The organism is Streptomyces sp. NPDC006798, assembly GCF_040635975.1.
Taxonomy (GTDB): domain Bacteria; phylum Actinomycetota; class Actinomycetes; order Streptomycetales; family Streptomycetaceae; genus Streptomyces.
In genome coordinates, this window is sequence record NZ_JBEYIS010000017.1 from 87,998 (window position 1) to 104,166 (window position 16,169).

Consider the following 16,169-nt stretch of genomic DNA (forward strand, 5'->3'; position numbering starts at 1 on the left):
AGAGCCGGACTGCTCCACGTGGTGGGCTCGGTAGCATCAAGCACCGGCCCCGGGGGCACGAACGCTCCGCCAACCGCCGGGCGTTGCGTATCGAATCCGCGCGGAGGTGCCCCATGAGTGCAGAGGCCGCCAACCCTGGTGCCCACAGCCGTCGACGCGGCCGGTCGCGGATCGACCTCCGCCGGCTGGGCCGCGCGGCACTGCTGGGGCCCGCCGCCCGGCACCGGCTGCCCGACGCCATCGGACATGTGGCGGACGTCCACCGGGCCCACCACCCGGACGCCGATCTCGCGCCGCTGCACCGGGCGTACGTCCTCGCCGAGTCGTCCCACCGGGGACAGTTCCGCAAGAGCGGCGAGCCGTACATCACCCATCCGCTGGCCGTCACCCTGATCCTGGCCGAACTCGGCGCCGAGACCACGACCCTGACGGCGTCTCTGCTCCACGACACCGTTGAGGACACCGATGTGACGCTCGAACAGGTCGAGCGGGAGTTCGGTGCCGAGGTGGCCTATCTCGTCGACGGGGTCACCAAACTGGAGAAGGTCGACTACGGCGCCGCCGCCGAGCCCGAGACCTTCCGGAAGATGCTCGTCGCCACCGGCGACGACGTCCGGGTGATGTCCATCAAACTCGCCGACCGGCTGCACAACATGCGGACTCTCGGGGTGATGCGACCCGAGAAGCAGGTCAGGATCGCCAAGGTCACCCTGGACGTCCTGATCCCCCTCGCCGAACGGCTCGGGGTCCAGGCGCTCAAGACGGAGCTGGAGGACCTGGTCTTCGCGATCCTCCACCCCGCCGAGTACGAGCGGACCAGAGCCCTGATCGCGGAGAACTCCACCGCCCGGGCCGTACTCGACACCGTGGCCGAACGTTTCCGCACCGTACTGCGGGACTCCGGTATCGCCGCCGAGGTCCATATCCGGCCCCGCCACTTCGTCTCCGTCCACCGGGTGGCCGGGAAACGGGGCGAGCTGCGCGGCACGGACTTCGGCCGGCTGCTCGTCCTGGTCGGCGAGGACGCCGACTGCTACGGCGTCCTCGGTGAACTGCACACCTGTTTCACGCCGGTGGTCTCCGAGTTCAAGGACTTCATCGCCGCCCCCAAGTTCAACCTCTACCAGTCGCTGCACACCGCCGTCGCGGGCCCGGACGGCGCCGTCGCCGAAGTCCTCATCCGTACGCACCAGATGCACCGGGTGGCCGAGGCCGGGGTGATCGCCCTCGGCAATCCGTACGCCACGGCCGAGACCGGTGCCGCGGACCCCGACCCGGCGGCCCCCGGCGAGACCGCCGACGGCGAGCGGGCCGACCCCACCCGCCCCGGCTGGCTCTCCCGCCTCCTCGCCTGGCAGGAGGCCACCCCGGACTCCGACGCCTTCTGGACCTCCTTGCGCGCCGACCTCGCCCAGGACCGGGAGATCGCGGTCTTCCGCGCCGACGGCGGCACCCTCGGTCTGCCCGCCGGAGCGACCTGTGTGGACGCCGCCTACGCCCAGTACGGGCAGCGGGCCCACTCCTGTATCGGCACCCGGGTCAACGGCCGCCTCGCCGCCCTGGGGACCGTCCTCAAGGACGGCGACACCGTACAGCTGCTGCTCGCCGACGAGGGGGCCAGGGGCGCGTCCCGGGAGACCGGTTCCGGGCCCTCCCCCGACTGGCTCGACCACGCCCGGACACCCGCCGCCCGGATCGCCATCGGCGCCTGGCTCGACAGTCATCCGGAAGACGCCGCTCCGCCCGCCGCCGCCCCTCGCAGACCGCTGCCCGTGGCCCCGGACCGTCCGGAGGGCGCGAACGCGCTGATCGACCTCCCCGAGGCGGACCCGGACGCCGAGCCGATGACCGTACGGCTGGCCGGCTGCTGTACGCCCGTCCCGCCCGACGCCGTCACGGGCTTCCCCGTCCGCGGCGGCGTGATCACCGTCCACCGCGAAAAATGCCCCGCCGTTTCGCGGATGCGGTCCCTCGACCGGCAGCCGGTGCCGGTCCGCTGGGGCGAGGCCACGGACTGCCGGGTCACCCTGGTCGCCGAGTCCTTCGGCCGCTCCCGGCTGCTGGCCGATCTGACCGAGGCCATCGCCGCCGAGGGCGCGGCCATCGTCTCCGCCACCGTGGAACCCCCCAGCGAGCAGCGCGTCCGGCACACGTACACCCTGAGCCTGCCCGACGCGGCCCGGCTGCCGTCGCTGATGCGGGCGATGCGAGGGGTCGCCGGGGTCTACGACGTCAGCCGCACCCAGCATCCGGCGGCCACCGCCTGACCCGTTCGGGGGAACCGACGCGCGCCGCCGCCCGCGCGCGGCGGCGCGCTGGTAGCCGTAGCACATGCCGCCCACCACAGCCCGGCCCGTCTCCCGGCGCTTCAGGGTCCCCGGGCCCGTCCGCAGACCGCTGCGGGCCGCCGTCCTCGGGGCCGCGTGCGCCGCTCTGGTCGCCGCCGTACTGCCACCGCCCTCCCCGGTCGCCCTGGGGATCGGCGACCCCCTCTTCCCGACGCTCGGCAACCCCGGCTACGACGTGATCGCCTACGACATCGGCCTGACCTACCGGGGCGCCAACACCGAGCCGCTGGACGCCGTCACCGTCCTCGACGTCCGGCTCACCGACCGGCTGGAGCGTCTCAACCTGGACTTCACCCACGGGACCGTCGGCTCCGTCGAGGTCGACGGTTCGCCCGCCGGATTCGCCACCGTCGAGGAGGATCTGGTCGTCCAGCCCGAGCGGCCCCTCGACCGGGGCAGCCTGGCGCGGATCACCGTCCGGCACACCAGCGACCCGCGCGGCCCCCGCAACGCCGGGGGATGGATCCGTACCGGCGACGGACTGGCCATGGCGAACCAGGCCGACGCGGGCCACCGGGTCTTCCCTTCCAACGACCACCCCGCGGACAAGGCGTACTTCACCTTCCGGATCACCGCCCCCGACGAACTGACCGCGGTCGCCAACGGGGTTCGCAAACGGCGCACCGACAACGGCACCACCACCACCTGGGTCTACCGCACCCGCCACCCCATGGCGACCGAGCTGGCCCAGGTCTCCATCGGACGGTCCGCCGTCCCGACCCGCGAAGGGCCCCGAGGGGTGCCGATCCGCGACGTCGTCCCCGCCGCGGACCAAGAGGAGCTGGAGCCCTGGCTGCGGAAGACACCCGCCCAGATGGAGTGGCTGGAGAGCCGAGTCGGCCGGTACCCCTTCGAGACGTACGGCGTCCTGATCGCCGACGCGAATACCGGCTTCGAGCTGGAGACGCAGACCCTCTCGCTGTTCGAGCGGGCCCTGTTCGGTCCGGCCTATCCCGAGTGGTACGTCGACTCGATCATGGTGCACGAACTGGCGCATCAGTGGTTCGGCGACAGCGTCACTCCCCGCGAGTGGTCGGATCTGTGGCTGAACGAGGGCCACGCCACCTGGTACGAGTCGCTCTACGCCGAGGAGGGCGGCGGCTACACCCTGGAGTACCGGATGCGCGAGGCGTACCGCCGCTCCGACCAGTGGCGGGCGGACGGCGGCCCTCCGGCGGCCCCCCGGCCCCCGACCCCGGGCCGGAAGATCAGCCTCTTCCGGCCCGTCGTGTACGACGGCGGCGCCCTGGTCCTCTACGCGCTGCGGCAGACGATCGGTACGGACGCCTTCGAGCGGCTGGAACGGGCGTGGGTGCGCGAGTTCCGGGACGGCACGGCGGGCAGCGCCGACTTCGCCCGGCTGGCGTCCCGGATCGCCGGACGCGATCTGAACGCCTTCTTCCGGTCGTGGCTGTACGAGGAGCGGACCCCGCCCATGCCCGGGCACCCGGAGTGGCGGAGCACGCCTCCGCAGACCGCCTCGCCCGCCCCGCAGCCACCCGCCGCCGGGCCCGGGACCGCGGCGAAACCGGGGTGACGGGCCCGAGCACGGCATGCGACCATCGACCTGTCGCCGACGCCGCGCCGTCCCGACGGCCCGGAGAGGCATCCGGACCGGCGGACCGGGGAATCATCCGGGAGCGTCACGCGTTGTGATCGACGAAGGCCGTACCGGAGGAGCCGTGGCGGGCTCCGGCCGGGACGACCGGGCCGCTCCGACGAAGAGCGCAAGTTCCTCTCCCATCGACGTAAGGATCCAATGACCTCCTCTTCATCCCCTTCCCAGGACCAGCAGAGCTCCGCTCAGACGCGCACGGAGAGCCTTCGGGCCGATGCCCTGATGGAAGAGGACGTCGCCTGGAGCCACGAGATCGACGGAGACCGGGACGGCGACCAGTTCGACCGCTCCGAGCGTGCGGCGCTGCGGCGCGTGGCGGGACTCTCCACCGAGCTCGAGGACGTCACCGAGGTCGAGTACCGCCAGCTGCGGCTCGAACGAGTCGTGCTGGTAGGTGTCTGGACCTCGGGCACCGTGCGGGACGCCGAGAACTCCCTCGCGGAGCTGGCCGCGCTGGCCGAGACGGCGGGCGCGCAGGTGCTCGACGGAGTGATCCAGCGCCGGGACAAGCCCGACCCGGCCACCTACATCGGCTCGGGCAAGGCCCAGGAGCTGCGGGACATCGTCCTCGATTCCGGCGCGGACACGGTGGTCTGCGACGGTGAGCTGAGCCCCGGCCAGCTGATCCACCTGGAAGACGTCGTCAAGGTCAAGGTCGTCGACCGTACGGCCCTGATCCTCGACATCTTCGCCCAGCACGCCAAGTCGCGGGAGGGCAAGGCGCAGGTCGCGCTCGCCCAGATGCAGTACATGCTGCCGAGGCTGCGTGGCTGGGGCCAGTCGCTCTCCCGGCAGATGGGCGGCGGCGGGGGCGGCGGTATGGCCACCCGGGGCCCCGGTGAGACCAAGATCGAGACGGACCGTCGCCGGATCCGCGAGAAGATGGCGAAGATGCGCCGTGAGATCGCGGACATGAAGACCGGCCGTGAGATCAAGCGGCAGGAGCGCCGACGCCACAAGGTGCCGTCGGTGGCGATCGCCGGATACACCAACGCCGGAAAGTCGTCCCTGCTCAACCGGCTCACGGGCGCCGGAGTCCTGGTGGAGAACGCGCTGTTCGCCACCCTGGACCCCACGGTCCGCCGGGCCGAGACCCCGAGCGGGCGGCTCTACACCCTCGCCGACACGGTCGGATTCGTCCGCCATCTTCCGCACCATCTGGTGGAGGCGTTCCGCTCCACGATGGAGGAGGTCGGTGACGCCGATCTGATCCTCCATGTGGTGGACGGATCGCATCCGGTGCCGGAGGAGCAGCTGGCCGCCGTACGTGAGGTGATCCGCGAGGTGGGCGCGGTCGACGTGCCCGAGATTGTGGTGATCAACAAGGCGGACGCGGCCGATCCGCTGGTGCTCCAGCGGCTGCTGAGGATCGAGCGGCGGGCGATCGCCGTATCGGCCCGCAGCGGCCAGGGCATCGAGGAGCTGCTCGGTCTGATCGACCTCGAACTGCCCAGGCCGGAGGTGGAGGTCGAGGCGCTCGTGCCGTACACCGAGGGCGGCCTGGTCTCCCGGGTCCATGTGGACGGCGAGATCCTCTCCGAGGAGCACACCTCGGAAGGCACGCTGCTCAAGGCCCGGGTCCATGAGGAGCTGGCCTCGGCTCTCGCTCCGTACGCCCTGGTCGGCAGCTAGCCTTTCGCCCCCGGGGCCGCCTAAAGAACATCGCGCCCGTTTCCCCGCCGTTCGCGCGGCGGGGAAACGGGCGCGTTCGCCGTCTCAGGCCCGTTTCAGGCCCGGCTCAGGGCGCCGCGGGCGTCGCCGGGACGCTCATGGCCGGGGTGCTCATGGAGGCGAGGATCCGCTCGGCGTCCTTCCCCAGCCGGGGTCCGGCCAGCCAGATCGGGTCGGCCGGGCCGATGGAGGTGTTGGAGACGAGTACGGGCGTACCGGCCCGGTCGGTGAACCAGCCCCCGCCCGATGAGCCGCCGGTCATGGTGCAGCCCATCCGCCACATCACCGGTTCACCGCTCTCGAAGGCGAACCGGCCGGGGCGGCCCGTGCAGGAGTGCATCAGCGCGCCGTTGAACGGGCGGGCCGCGGGATAACCCCGGATGGCGAGGGACGCCACCTCGTTCGGCGCGGGCGCCGCGAAGTCGATGCCTAGGGCGCCGCCGACGGTCTCCTCCAGCGAGGCGGCCCCCGGCTCGGGCTTCACCCGGACGACCGCGTAGTCATGGGAGGCGCCGGTGCCGTCCGACGCGTCGCCGGTCCGGATCCACCGGTCGGAGGTGGCCACGCCGTCCGCCCAGTACGAGCCGAACGGCGCGACGTCTTCCGGAGCGGCGGACGTCAGCTCGCGCGCGGGGAGCGCCCGGGAGTTGTAGGCCGGGACGAAGACGATATTGCGGTACCAGCCGCCCCGGCCGCCCGCGTGGACACAGTGCCCGGCGGTCCACACCAGATTGGACCTGCCCGGGTTCGCGGGGTCCTTCACCACGGTTCCCGAGCAGACCATCGTGCCCTCGGGGGCGTCGAAGAAGACCTTGCCCGAGGTCGCCGCGTACTGCCGGTACGGTGTCCGTTCCGCCCGGGCCCGGACGGCCGACGGCTCCGGGTCCGAGCCGTCCTCCTCGACGGTCCCGGTACCCGTGTCGGGGCCGCCGCCCGGATCGACGGTCCGGTCCGGCGGCTCGGCGTCGACCATCCGGTCGGGCACCCAGTGGTCCTCGATCACCGGATTGACGAACTCGTCCGGCTCCCGCGGCCACTTCTTCCGGTCCCAGTCCCGCCAGCCGCCTTCGCGCCACTTCTTCTCGTCCACGGTGCCGCGCCCGGAACCCCGGCGCTCGGCGGCCGGGCCGCCGGAGGAGGCGGAGGGGCGGTCGGCGTCGTCCGCCGCCGGACTCGGTGCCTTCGTGGCCGACGGCGACGCGGACGGCGACGGGGACGAACCGCCCGCACCGACACCGGGTCCCGGGGCGGGGGCGGACGCGCGGGGCTCGTCGGACGCGCGGTCGTCGCTCTGCCCGCAGGCCGTGGTCAGGACCAGTGCCGAGGCCAGACCGACGGCGGTCAGCAGCGGGCGTATCGGGCGCATGGGAAACGGATCTCCTGGATCGTGCGGAAGGGCGTCCCCGGGCCCGGCGGGGCGGGGGAGTGAGGAGAGAGGGACGGGAGAGAACGGAGGGTCCCGTGCCTCGGCGCGGCACGGGACCCGACCGGATCCGGAGGGCGGGGGCGGATGGCGTGATCACCCGTACGATCGCCGGCCCCGGCGCCGCTACCGTCCGGCGAACTTCTTGCTGACGGCCTCGTAGACGCCCTTGGCCTCGGCGCCCAGCCGGGGACCGGCCAGCCAGCCCGCCGACACCGGTCCGATGGACGTATTGGAGACCAGGGCGGGCTTGCCGTCGGCGCCCTCGGCGATCCAGCCGCCGCCGGACGAACCGGCGGTCATGGTGCAGCCGATCCGGTACATCGTCGGCTGGTCGGCCTTGACGGAGAGCCGGCCGGGCCGGTCCGCGCACTGGAACATCCGCTGGCCGTCGAAGGGCGGCCCCGCCGGGTAGCCGGTGGCCCGCAGCCGGTCGATCTTCGCGGCGGCCGGGGCGTCGAAGTCGACCTCCAGCGCCGAACCGACCGTCTCCTCAAGAGACTTGCCCGTGCCGCCCTTCTCCGGGGTGACATGGACGACGGCGAAGTCGTAGGGCGCTCCCCGGCCGCCGGACGTGGCGCCCTGCGCGATCCACTGGTCGGAGGTCTGTGCCCAGTCGGCCCACCACACACCGTGCGGGGCGACCTGCTCCTTGGGGGTGCTCTCCAGCGCCCCGGAGGGCCTGGCGCCGTCGTTGTAGGAGGGGACGAAGGCGATGTTGCGGTACCAGCCGCCCTTGCTGCCCGCGTGGACGCAGTGCCCGGCGGTCCACACCAGATTGGACTTGCCCGGGTTCGCCGGGTCCTTCACCACGGTCGCGGAGCAGACCATGGAACCCTTCGGCCCGTCGAAGAAGACCTTGCCCGCCTCGGGCGCGCTGGACCGGTACGGGGGGCTGACGGGCCGCGCCGACACCCGGGCCGGAGTGGGATCGGTGACTCCCTGGTCGCCCGAGATGTCATTGTCCGTCGGCTGCTCGGGCTTCTCGGCGTCCCGCATCCGGTCCGGGTTCCACAGCCCCTCGATGATGGGGTTGATGTAGTCGCGGGCCTCGCGGAGCCAGGTCTCCCTGTCCCAGTTCTTCCACTCGCCGTCGCGCCACTTGTCCAGGTCGATCCCGTGCTCCTTGAGACGGTCCTTGAGATCGTCCGGGATCAGGCCGTCGGTGGGCAGGCTCGTGGGCAGCTTCGGACCGTCGGCTGCGGTCTTCTCGTCGCCGCCGCAGGCGGTGGCCGTGAGCGCGAGGGCGACGGCTATCGAGGCCGCCGCCAGCGTCGGGCGCATGCGTCGCATGTCTGATATCCCCCTGAACATCGGTAATTCGGTGCTGCCGGGCCGATCCGCGTCCCGGGCCCGGACGGGCCCGGGAGCCGCGGCGGCCGGCCGCCGCGACTCGACGGAGCCGCCGCGAACCTTACAAGGTCGCCGCCCACCAGGGGCGCCGGGGCCGTGGCGGGGCCTCCGGCGCCGGGCCGGTGGCGTGCCGTCGGCATGTACGGGACACGGAGCCGCGGGGGCCAGTGTTCAGCTCCGCCGGGTGCCGTGGGGGAGCCGTACCCGAGGTGCGACGGAGCTGTTACAGAGTGGCGACGGCACAGCGGCGCCCGTACCGGGACCGCCCCTACGGCGGCCGGGGGGCGGCCTCCGTGGGCGGCCCGCCCACCCCTGCGGGTGGATCCGGCCGGATCCCGGCCCGCTGTCAGTGGTGGCACGTAGGGTGGGCGGCCTATGACGAAGCCATCCCTCCCCGAACTCCTCCATGCCGCCGTGACCGCCGTCGGCGGTACGGAACGCCCCGGTCAGATGCAGATGGCCGAGGCCGTCGCCGAAGCCGTGGAGGCCGGCACCCATCTCCTCGTCCAGGCCGGGACGGGCACCGGGAAGTCCCTCGGGTATCTGGTTCCGTCGCTGGCCCACGGGGAACGGGTCGTCATCGCCACCGCGACCCTGGCCCTCCAGCGCCAGCTGGTCGAGCGCGACCTGCCGCGTACGGTCGACGCACTCCATCCGCTGCTGCGCCGGCGCCCGGAGTTCGCCATGCTCAAGGGCCGGTCGAACTACCTCTGCCTCCACCGGCTGCACGAAGGCGTCCCGCAGGACGACGAGGAGGGGCTCTTCGACCCCTTCGAGGCCGCGGCGCCCACCAGCAAGCTCGGCCAGGACCTGATCCGGCTGCGGGACTGGGCCGACGAGACCGAGACCGGGGACCGCGACGCGCTGACCCCCGGCGTTTCGGACCGGGCCTGGGGCCAGGTGTCCGTGTCGTCCCGGGAGTGCCTGGGCGCGAGCAAGTGCGCGTACGGCGCCGAGTGCTTCGCCGAGATGGCCCGGGAGCGGGCGAAGCTCTCCGAGATCGTCGTCACCAACCACGCCCTGCTCGCCATCGACGCCATCGAGGGCGCCCCGGTCCTGCCGCCGCACGAGGTGCTGATCATCGACGAGGCCCATGAGCTGGTCTCCCGGGTGACCGGCGCCGCCACCGGCGAGCTGACCCCCGGGCAGGTCAACCGGGCCGTGCGCCGGGCGGCCAAGCTGGTGAACGAGAAGGCGGCCGACGCCCTGCAGACCGCCGCCGAGACCTTCGAACGGGTCATGGAGGTGGCCCTGCCCGGACGGCTGGAGGAGATCCCCGAGGATCTGGGGTACGCGCTGCTGTCCCTGCGCGACGCGGCCCGTACGGTGATCTCGGCGCTGGGCGCCACCCGTGACAAGTCCGTCCAGGACGAGGACGCCGTACGGAAGCAGGCCCTCGCCTCCGTCGAGAGTGTGCACGGCGTCGCCGAGCGGATCACCCAGGGCTCCGAGTACGACGTCGTCTGGTACGAGCGGCACGACCGCTTCGGCGCGTCTTTGCGTGTCGCGCCGATGAAGGTCTCCGGTCTGCTGCGCGAGAAGCTCTTCACCGACCGCTCGGTGGTTCTGACCTCCGCGACCCTCAAGCTGGGGGGCGATTTCAACGGGGTCGGCGCGTCCCTGGGCCTGCCGCCGGAGGGTACGGAGGGGGACGACGCGCCTCGGTGGAAGGGGCTCGACGTCGGCTCGCCGTTCGACTACCCCAAGCAGGGAATCCTGTACGTCGCCCGCCATCTGGCGACCCCGGGCCGGGAAGGCTCGCGCGGCGACATGATGGACGAACTGGCCGAGCTGGTCGAGGCGGCGGGCGGCCGGACCCTGGGGCTGTTCTCCTCCATGCGGGCCGCGCAGGCGGCGGCCGAGGAACTGAGGGGGCGGCTCGACCATCCGATTCTGCTCCAGGGCGAGGAGACCCTCGGCGAGCTGATCAAGAACTTCGCGGCGGACCCCGGGACCTGCCTCTTCGGCACGCTCTCCCTCTGGCAGGGCGTGGATGTGCCGGGACCGAGCTGCCAGCTGGTGATCATGGACCGGATTCCGTTCCCCCGGCCCGACGATCCGCTGATGAGCGCCCGGCAGAAGGCCGTCGAGGAGGATGGCGGAAACGGCTTCATGGCCGTCGCGGCCACCCACGCGGCGCTGCTGATGGCCCAGGGAGCGGGACGGCTGGTACGGGCGACGGGGGATCGGGGTGTGGTCGCGGTGCTCGACCCCCGGCTGGCCACCGCGCGGTACGGCAGCTTCCTCAAGGCGTCCCTGCCGGACTTCTGGTACACCACCGACCGTAACCAGGTCCGGCGGTCCCTGTCCGCGATCGACGCCACCGCGAAGGCCGACGGAGCCTAGGGAGGCGGTTCTTGCGCCCGCCCCACCGGGCCGCCGAACGGCGGCCCGGTGGGGCGGCAGGGAAGAAGGAGGAGCCACAGGGCCCCGGGACCGGCGCAGTGGGTCCCGGGGCCGGTCTGGATCGGCCGGGGTCTCAGACCCGCCGCAGTACGGCGACGACCTTGCCGAGGATGGTGGCCTCGTCACCCGGGATCGGCTGGTAGGCGGCATTGTGGGGGAGAAGCCAGACATGGCCGTTCTCCCGCTTGAACCGCTTGACCGTGGCCTCGCCGTCCAGCATCGCGGCCACGATGTCACCGTTCTCCGCGACCGGCTGACGGCGAACGGTCACCCAGTCGCCGTCACAGATCGCGGCCTCGATCATGGAGTCGCCGACGACCTTCAGTACGAACAGCTCACCGTCGCCGACGAGCTGCCGGGGGAGCGGGAAGACGTCCTCGACGGACTCCTCGGCCAGGATGGGGCCACCGGCGGCGATCCGGCCCACCAGCGGGACGTAGGACGCGGCGGGCTTGCCCGTGGTGTCGGCGGGCTGCGCGCTGGGCTGGTCGGAGCCGCGGACCTCGTACGCCCGGGGACGGTGCGGATCGCGGCGGAGGAAGCCCTTACGCTCCAGGGCCATCAGCTGATGGGCGACGGAGGAGGTGCTGGACAGGCCGACCGCCTGGCCGATCTCGCGCATCGACGGCGGGTAGCCCCGGCGCTGCACGGAGTCGCGGATGACCTCGATGACACGCCGCTGCCGGTCGGTGAGTCCGCTGCTGTCCGCCCTGATACCTGGAGGTCGGCCGGGCAACGCGCGAGTGGGCCGGGCGGGCTCGGCGCCCTCCGGGCCCGTTTCCTTCACGGCGTGCACCGGTTCGAATCGGCCCTGGGGCCGGTCATGGGCGGTGATGATGGCACTGTCTGCGGTGGTGGTCACGTCGGCCCCTCTCGAATGGTCTCCCTGGCTGAACAACGGTAGTAGGTTTCGAAAGGTTGCGCCAAACACACGTTCGAGTGAAAAAACGCTGATTGACTTACGTGGACATGCGTTTGGGTGTAGGAGTCGAGGGTCTCGATAGGGCGTGGTCCGGATCCCGGGCGGCGGTACCGGTATCCCTATTCGAGGAGCCCTTTTCGCCCCGCTCGCCGACGGGTATCGAGGGCCTTCCGGACCTTCCCGCCGCCTTCGGCGGACATTCCCGTCCGCGATTCCCGTCCGGATTCCGGCCCGGCCAGGGGTAATCGCGGGTTTCCGCCCCGGAGGGCCGGGCCGATCCGGTTCGCCGGCGGAAGCGGAGCCGTACCGCGGCTGAATCTTCTGGAGCCGCCGGACCCGCCGGGCCCGGGTGCCATCAGCTCCAGTCTCGCATCCCGCGCCCCGGAATTCGGCGACGCCGCGCGCGTCCCGTAGGCTCGTCACCGGATCCCCGTCGTCACTCCGGGTCCGCGCGCGCGGAAGGCGTGCCGGGCTCCGCGATGCCGTGTCCGGCCCGCCCGGCGAGCCTCCGCCACCCCGGCCCCGCCCGGCGATTCGATGGCGGGCGGCGCCGTCGCGGCGTATCCCGATGCCATGGAGTCACCGGCCGTACGCCGTCCGCGACACCTCGCGGTCCGGGCGACACGCGCTTGGGGAAATCAACGAGCAAACCCCAGATGTAGTGGTTGGATTGGGGGCACGGCCCACAAGTTGTGGTCCCCGGTGCTTCAAGGCCGGGACCATCGCCTATGCTTGGGCTTGCTCCGAAGGGCTTCGGCAGGTGTGCCGGGGCTGTTCAGTCGTGCCGTGAGGGAGGGTTGGGAACCATGCACTGCCCCTTCTGCAGGCACCCCGACAGCCGGGTCGTCGACAGTCGGACCACCGATGACGGGACGTCGATCCGACGCCGTCGGCAGTGCCCCGACTGCTCCCGTCGCTTCACGACGGTGGAGACCGCGTCACTCATGGTGATCAAGCGCAGTGGAGTGACCGAGCCCTTCAGCCGTACCAAGGTCATTTCCGGAGTGCGCAAGGCGTGCCAGGGGCGACCTGTCACCGAGGACGCCCTCGCGCAGCTCGGCCAGCGGGTCGAGGAGGCGGTGCGCGCCACCGGCAGTGCCGAGCTGACCACCCACGACGTGGGTCTGGCCATACTCGGCCCCCTGCAGGAACTCGACCTCGTCGCGTACCTGCGGTTCGCATCCGTCTACCGGGCGTTCGACTCGCTCGAGGACTTCGAGGCCGCGATCGCGGAGCTGCGGGTGCAGCGGCCACCCACCGCGGGAGACGGCACCGCAGAGGTGCCCGTGCCCGCCGGGGCCGCCGACTGATCGACCGCGTGAACCGCGGTCCGGGCCCGGCCCGCCGGAGTCCCGGCGAGTCGTGGGCGGCGATGACATCAGCCATGGGCGTTTGAAGCGCCCGCGGCATCACAGACAGACAGTGCCACGGGAAGATCTGGGCACTTCAGGGCGTTTTTGCCCGTAAATGGGAGGCGGCATGACAGAGACGACGAGCGGTCCGGCACGAGGGTCCCGAGCCAAGGGGGCCAAGGTCGCCAAGGGCCTGCGGATCGAGCGCGTCCACACCACCCCCGGCGTGCATCCGTACGACGAGGTGGTCTGGGAGCGCCGTGACGTCGTCATGACGAACTGGCGCGACGGCTCGATCAACTTCGAGCAGCGCGGCGTCGAGTTCCCCGACTTCTGGTCGGTGAACGCGGTCAACATCGTCACCAGCAAGTACTTCCGCGGCGCCGTCGGCACGCCCCAGCGCGAGACCGGCCTCAAGCAGCTGATCGACCGGATCGTGAAGACCTACCGGAAGGCCGGTGAGGACTACAAGTACTTTGCCTCGCCCGCCGACGCCGAGATCTTCGAGCACGAGCTGGCGTATGCCCTGCTGCACCAGATCTTCAGCTTCAACTCGCCGGTGTGGTTCAACGTCGGTACCCCTCAGCCGCAGCAGGTCTCCGCCTGCTTCATCCTCTCCGTCGACGACTCCATGGAGTCGATCCTCGACTGGTACAAGGAAGAGGGAATGATCTTCAAGGGGGGGTCGGGCGCCGGTCTGAACCTCTCCCGGATCCGTTCCTCCAAGGAACTGCTCTCCTCCGGCGGCAACGCCTCCGGCCCGGTCTCCTTTATGCGCGGAGCTGACGCCTCCGCCGGGACCATCAAGTCCGGCGGGGCCACCCGCCGGGCGGCCAAGATGGTCATCCTCGATGTCGATCACCCCGATATCGAGGGCTTCATCGAGACCAAGGTCAAGGAAGAGGAGAAGATCCGCGCCCTGCGGGACGCGGGCTTCGACATGGACCTGGGCGGGGACGACATCACGTCCGTCCAGTACCAGAACGCCAATAACTCGGTCCGGGTGAACGACGAGTTCATGAAGGCCGTGGAGTCGGGCGGCTCCTTCGGACTGCGGGCCCGGATGACCGGCGAGGTCATCGAGGAGGTCGACGCCAAGTCCCTCTTCCGCAAGATGGCCGAGGCGGCCTGGGCCTGTGCCGACCCCGGCATCCAGTACGACGACACCATCAACCACTGGCACACCTGCCCCGAGTCCGGCCGGATCAACGGCTCGAACCCGTGCAGCGAGTACATGCACCTGGACAACACGTCCTGCAACCTCGCGTCGCTGAACCTGATGAAGTTCCTCAAGGACGACGGCGAGGGCCACCAGTCCTTCGACGTCGAGCGCTTCGCCAAGGTCGTCGAGCTGGTCATCACGGCGATGGACATCTCCATCTGCTTCGCCGACTTCCCGACCCAGAAGATCGGCGAGAACACCCGCGCCTTCCGCCAGCTGGGCATCGGCTACGCCAACCTGGGCGCCCTGCTCATGGCGACCGGCCACGCCTACGACAGCGACGGCGGCCGGGCCCTGGCCGGTGCCATCACCTCGTTGATGACGGGTACGTCGTACCGCCGCTCCGCCGAGCTGGCCGCCGTCGTCGGCCCGTACGACGGCTACGCCCGGAACGCCCAGCCGCACAACCGCGTCATGCGGCAGCACGCCGACGCCAACACCTCGGCCAAGCGGATGGACGACCTGGACGCCCCGATCTGGGCCGCCGCGACCGAAGCCTGGCAGGACGTGATCCGGCTCGGCGAGAAGAACGGCTTCCGCAACGCCCAGGCGTCGGTGATCGCCCCGACCGGCACCATCGGTCTGGCGATGTCCTGCGACACCACCGGCCTGGAGCCGGACCTCGCCCTGGTCAAGTTCAAGAAGCTCGTCGGCGGCGGCTCGATGCAGATCGTCAACGGCACCGTGCCGCAGGCGCTGCGCCGACTCGGCTACCAGGCCGAGCAGATCGAGGCGATCGTGGCCCACATCGCCGACCACGGCAATGTGGTCGACGCACCCGGCCTGAAGACCGAGCACTACGAGGTCTTCGACTGCGCCATGGGTGAGCGGTCGATTTCCGCCATGGGTCATGTCCGGATGATGGCCGCGATCCAGCCCTGGATCTCCGGCGCGCTCTCCAAGACGGTCAACATGCCGGAGTCGGCGACCGTCGAGGAGGTCGAGGAGATCTACTTCGAGGCGTGGAAGATGGGCGTCAAGGCGCTCGCGATCTACCGCGACAACTGCAAGGTCGGCCAGCCCCTCTCCGCCAAGACCAAGGAGAAGGAGAAGGCGGAGATCACCGAGAAGACCGAGGAGACCATCCGGGCCGCGGTCGAGAAGGTCGTCGAGTACCGCCCGGTCCGCAAGCGGCTGCCCAAGGGCCGCCCGGGGATCACCACCTCCTTCACGGTCGGCGGCGCCGAAGGCTATATGACCGCCAACTCCTACCCGGACGACGGTCTGGGCGAGGTGTTCCTGAAGATGTCCAAGCAGGGCTCCACCCTCGCGGGCATGATGGACGCCTTCTCCATCGCCGTCTCCGTCGGTCTGCAGTACGGGGTGCCGCTGGAGACCTATGTCTCCAAGTTCACCAATATGCGATTCGAGCCGGCCGGTATGACGGACGACCCGGATGTGCGGATGGCGCAGTCGATCGTCGACTACATCTTCCGCCGCCTGGCGCTCGACTTCCTGCCCTTCGAGACCCGCTCGGCGCTCGGCATCCACTCCGCCGAGGAGCGCCAGCGCCACCTGGAGACCGGCTCCTACGAGCCGTCCATCGAGGACGACGAGGTCGACGTGGAGGGGCTGGCGCAGTCCGCGCCGCGCCGACAGGACATCGTGCCGGTCCCGGCGCCGAAGGCGGCCGCCCCCGCCCCGCAGCAGGCGCACACCTCGGCCGAGCTGGTCGAGATGCAGCTGGGCATCAGCGCCGACGCCCCGCTCTGCTTCTCCTGCGGAACCAAGATGCAGCGGGCCGGTTCCTGCTACATCTGCGAGGGCTGCGGCTCCACCAGCGGCTGCAGCTGACCGTGTGCGGGGCGTCGACCGGGTGACCGGTCGGCGCCCCGCCGCCGTCGCCGGAGCGCC

At 71.3% G+C, this 16,169-nt stretch carries 9 protein-coding genes; 6 read left to right on the plus strand and 3 right to left on the minus strand.

What is annotated here, in order from left to right; all coding sequences use genetic code 11:
* Positions 1-113: 113 nt before the first annotated feature.
* From ABZ714_RS14450 to hflX, 3 genes are all read left to right on the plus strand, one after another.
* Positions 114-2,267: an HD domain-containing protein gene (locus tag ABZ714_RS14450; RefSeq protein WP_358825528.1), complete on the plus strand. Its 2,154-nt coding sequence runs from the start codon at positions 114-116 to the stop codon at positions 2,265-2,267.
* Between the two features lie 64 nt (positions 2,268-2,331).
* The gene (locus ABZ714_RS14455; RefSeq protein WP_358825529.1) at positions 2,332-3,885 is read left to right on the plus strand and encodes a M1 family metallopeptidase; all 1,554 of its coding nucleotides are present in this window, start codon (positions 2,332-2,334) and stop codon (positions 3,883-3,885) included.
* 222 nt (positions 3,886-4,107) lie between these two features.
* The gene (gene hflX, locus ABZ714_RS14460; RefSeq protein ID WP_358825530.1) at positions 4,108-5,598 is read left to right on the plus strand and encodes a GTPase HflX; all 1,491 of its coding nucleotides are present in this window, start codon (positions 4,108-4,110) and stop codon (positions 5,596-5,598) included.
* Positions 5,599-5,704: 106 nt separating this feature from the next.
* Here the strand turns inward: hflX and ABZ714_RS14465 are convergent, their stop codons facing one another.
* Both ABZ714_RS14465 and ABZ714_RS14470 read right to left on the minus strand, forming a co-directional pair.
* Positions 5,705-7,003: a hypothetical protein gene (locus ABZ714_RS14465; RefSeq protein WP_358825531.1), complete on the minus strand. Its 1,299-nt coding sequence runs from the start codon at positions 7,001-7,003 to the stop codon at positions 5,705-5,707.
* Between the two features lie 183 nt (positions 7,004-7,186).
* Positions 7,187-8,353, minus strand: coding sequence for a hypothetical protein (locus ABZ714_RS14470; RefSeq protein WP_358825532.1), 1,167 nt, complete (start codon positions 8,351-8,353; stop codon positions 7,187-7,189).
* 435 nt (positions 8,354-8,788) lie between these two features.
* Between ABZ714_RS14470 and ABZ714_RS14475 the strand changes: the two genes are divergently transcribed.
* The gene (locus ABZ714_RS14475; RefSeq protein WP_358825533.1) at positions 8,789-10,759 is read left to right on the plus strand and encodes an ATP-dependent DNA helicase; all 1,971 of its coding nucleotides are present in this window, start codon (positions 8,789-8,791) and stop codon (positions 10,757-10,759) included.
* Positions 10,760-10,892: 133 nt separating this feature from the next.
* Here the strand turns inward: ABZ714_RS14475 and lexA are convergent, their stop codons facing one another.
* Positions 10,893-11,681, minus strand: a complete 789-nt coding sequence (lexA, locus tag ABZ714_RS14480) for a transcriptional repressor LexA (protein ID WP_358825534.1) — start codon at positions 11,679-11,681, stop codon at positions 10,893-10,895.
* Positions 11,682-12,547: 866 nt separating this feature from the next.
* Here lexA and nrdR point away from each other — a divergent pair.
* The gene (gene nrdR, locus ABZ714_RS14485; RefSeq protein ID WP_358825535.1) at positions 12,548-13,051 is read left to right on the plus strand and encodes a transcriptional regulator NrdR; all 504 of its coding nucleotides are present in this window, start codon (positions 12,548-12,550) and stop codon (positions 13,049-13,051) included.
* Between the two features lie 169 nt (positions 13,052-13,220).
* Positions 13,221-16,109: a vitamin B12-dependent ribonucleotide reductase gene (locus ABZ714_RS14490; RefSeq protein WP_358825536.1), complete on the plus strand. Its 2,889-nt coding sequence runs from the start codon at positions 13,221-13,223 to the stop codon at positions 16,107-16,109.
* Positions 16,110-16,169: the final 60 nt, after the last annotated feature.

Excerpts from the sequence above, each read along its gene's own strand:
- ABZ714_RS14450 (WP_358825528.1), top strand. The coding sequence starts at position 114 with ATGAGTGCAGAGGCCGCCAACCCTGGTGCCCACAGCCGTCGACGCGGC.
- ABZ714_RS14455 (WP_358825529.1), top strand. The coding sequence starts at position 2,332 with ATGCCGCCCACCACAGCCCGGCCCGTCTCCCGGCGCTTCAGGGTCCCC.
- hflX (WP_358825530.1), top strand. The coding sequence starts at position 4,108 with ATGACCTCCTCTTCATCCCCTTCCCAGGACCAGCAGAGCTCCGCTCAG.
- ABZ714_RS14465 (WP_358825531.1), bottom strand. The coding sequence starts at position 7,003 with ATGCGCCCGATACGCCCGCTGCTGACCGCCGTCGGTCTGGCCTCGGCA.
- ABZ714_RS14470 (WP_358825532.1), bottom strand. The coding sequence starts at position 8,353 with ATGCGACGCATGCGCCCGACGCTGGCGGCGGCCTCGATAGCCGTCGCC.
- ABZ714_RS14475 (WP_358825533.1), top strand. The coding sequence starts at position 8,789 with ATGACGAAGCCATCCCTCCCCGAACTCCTCCATGCCGCCGTGACCGCC.
- nrdR (WP_358825535.1), top strand. The coding sequence starts at position 12,548 with ATGCACTGCCCCTTCTGCAGGCACCCCGACAGCCGGGTCGTCGACAGT.
- ABZ714_RS14490 (WP_358825536.1), top strand. The coding sequence starts at position 13,221 with ATGACAGAGACGACGAGCGGTCCGGCACGAGGGTCCCGAGCCAAGGGG.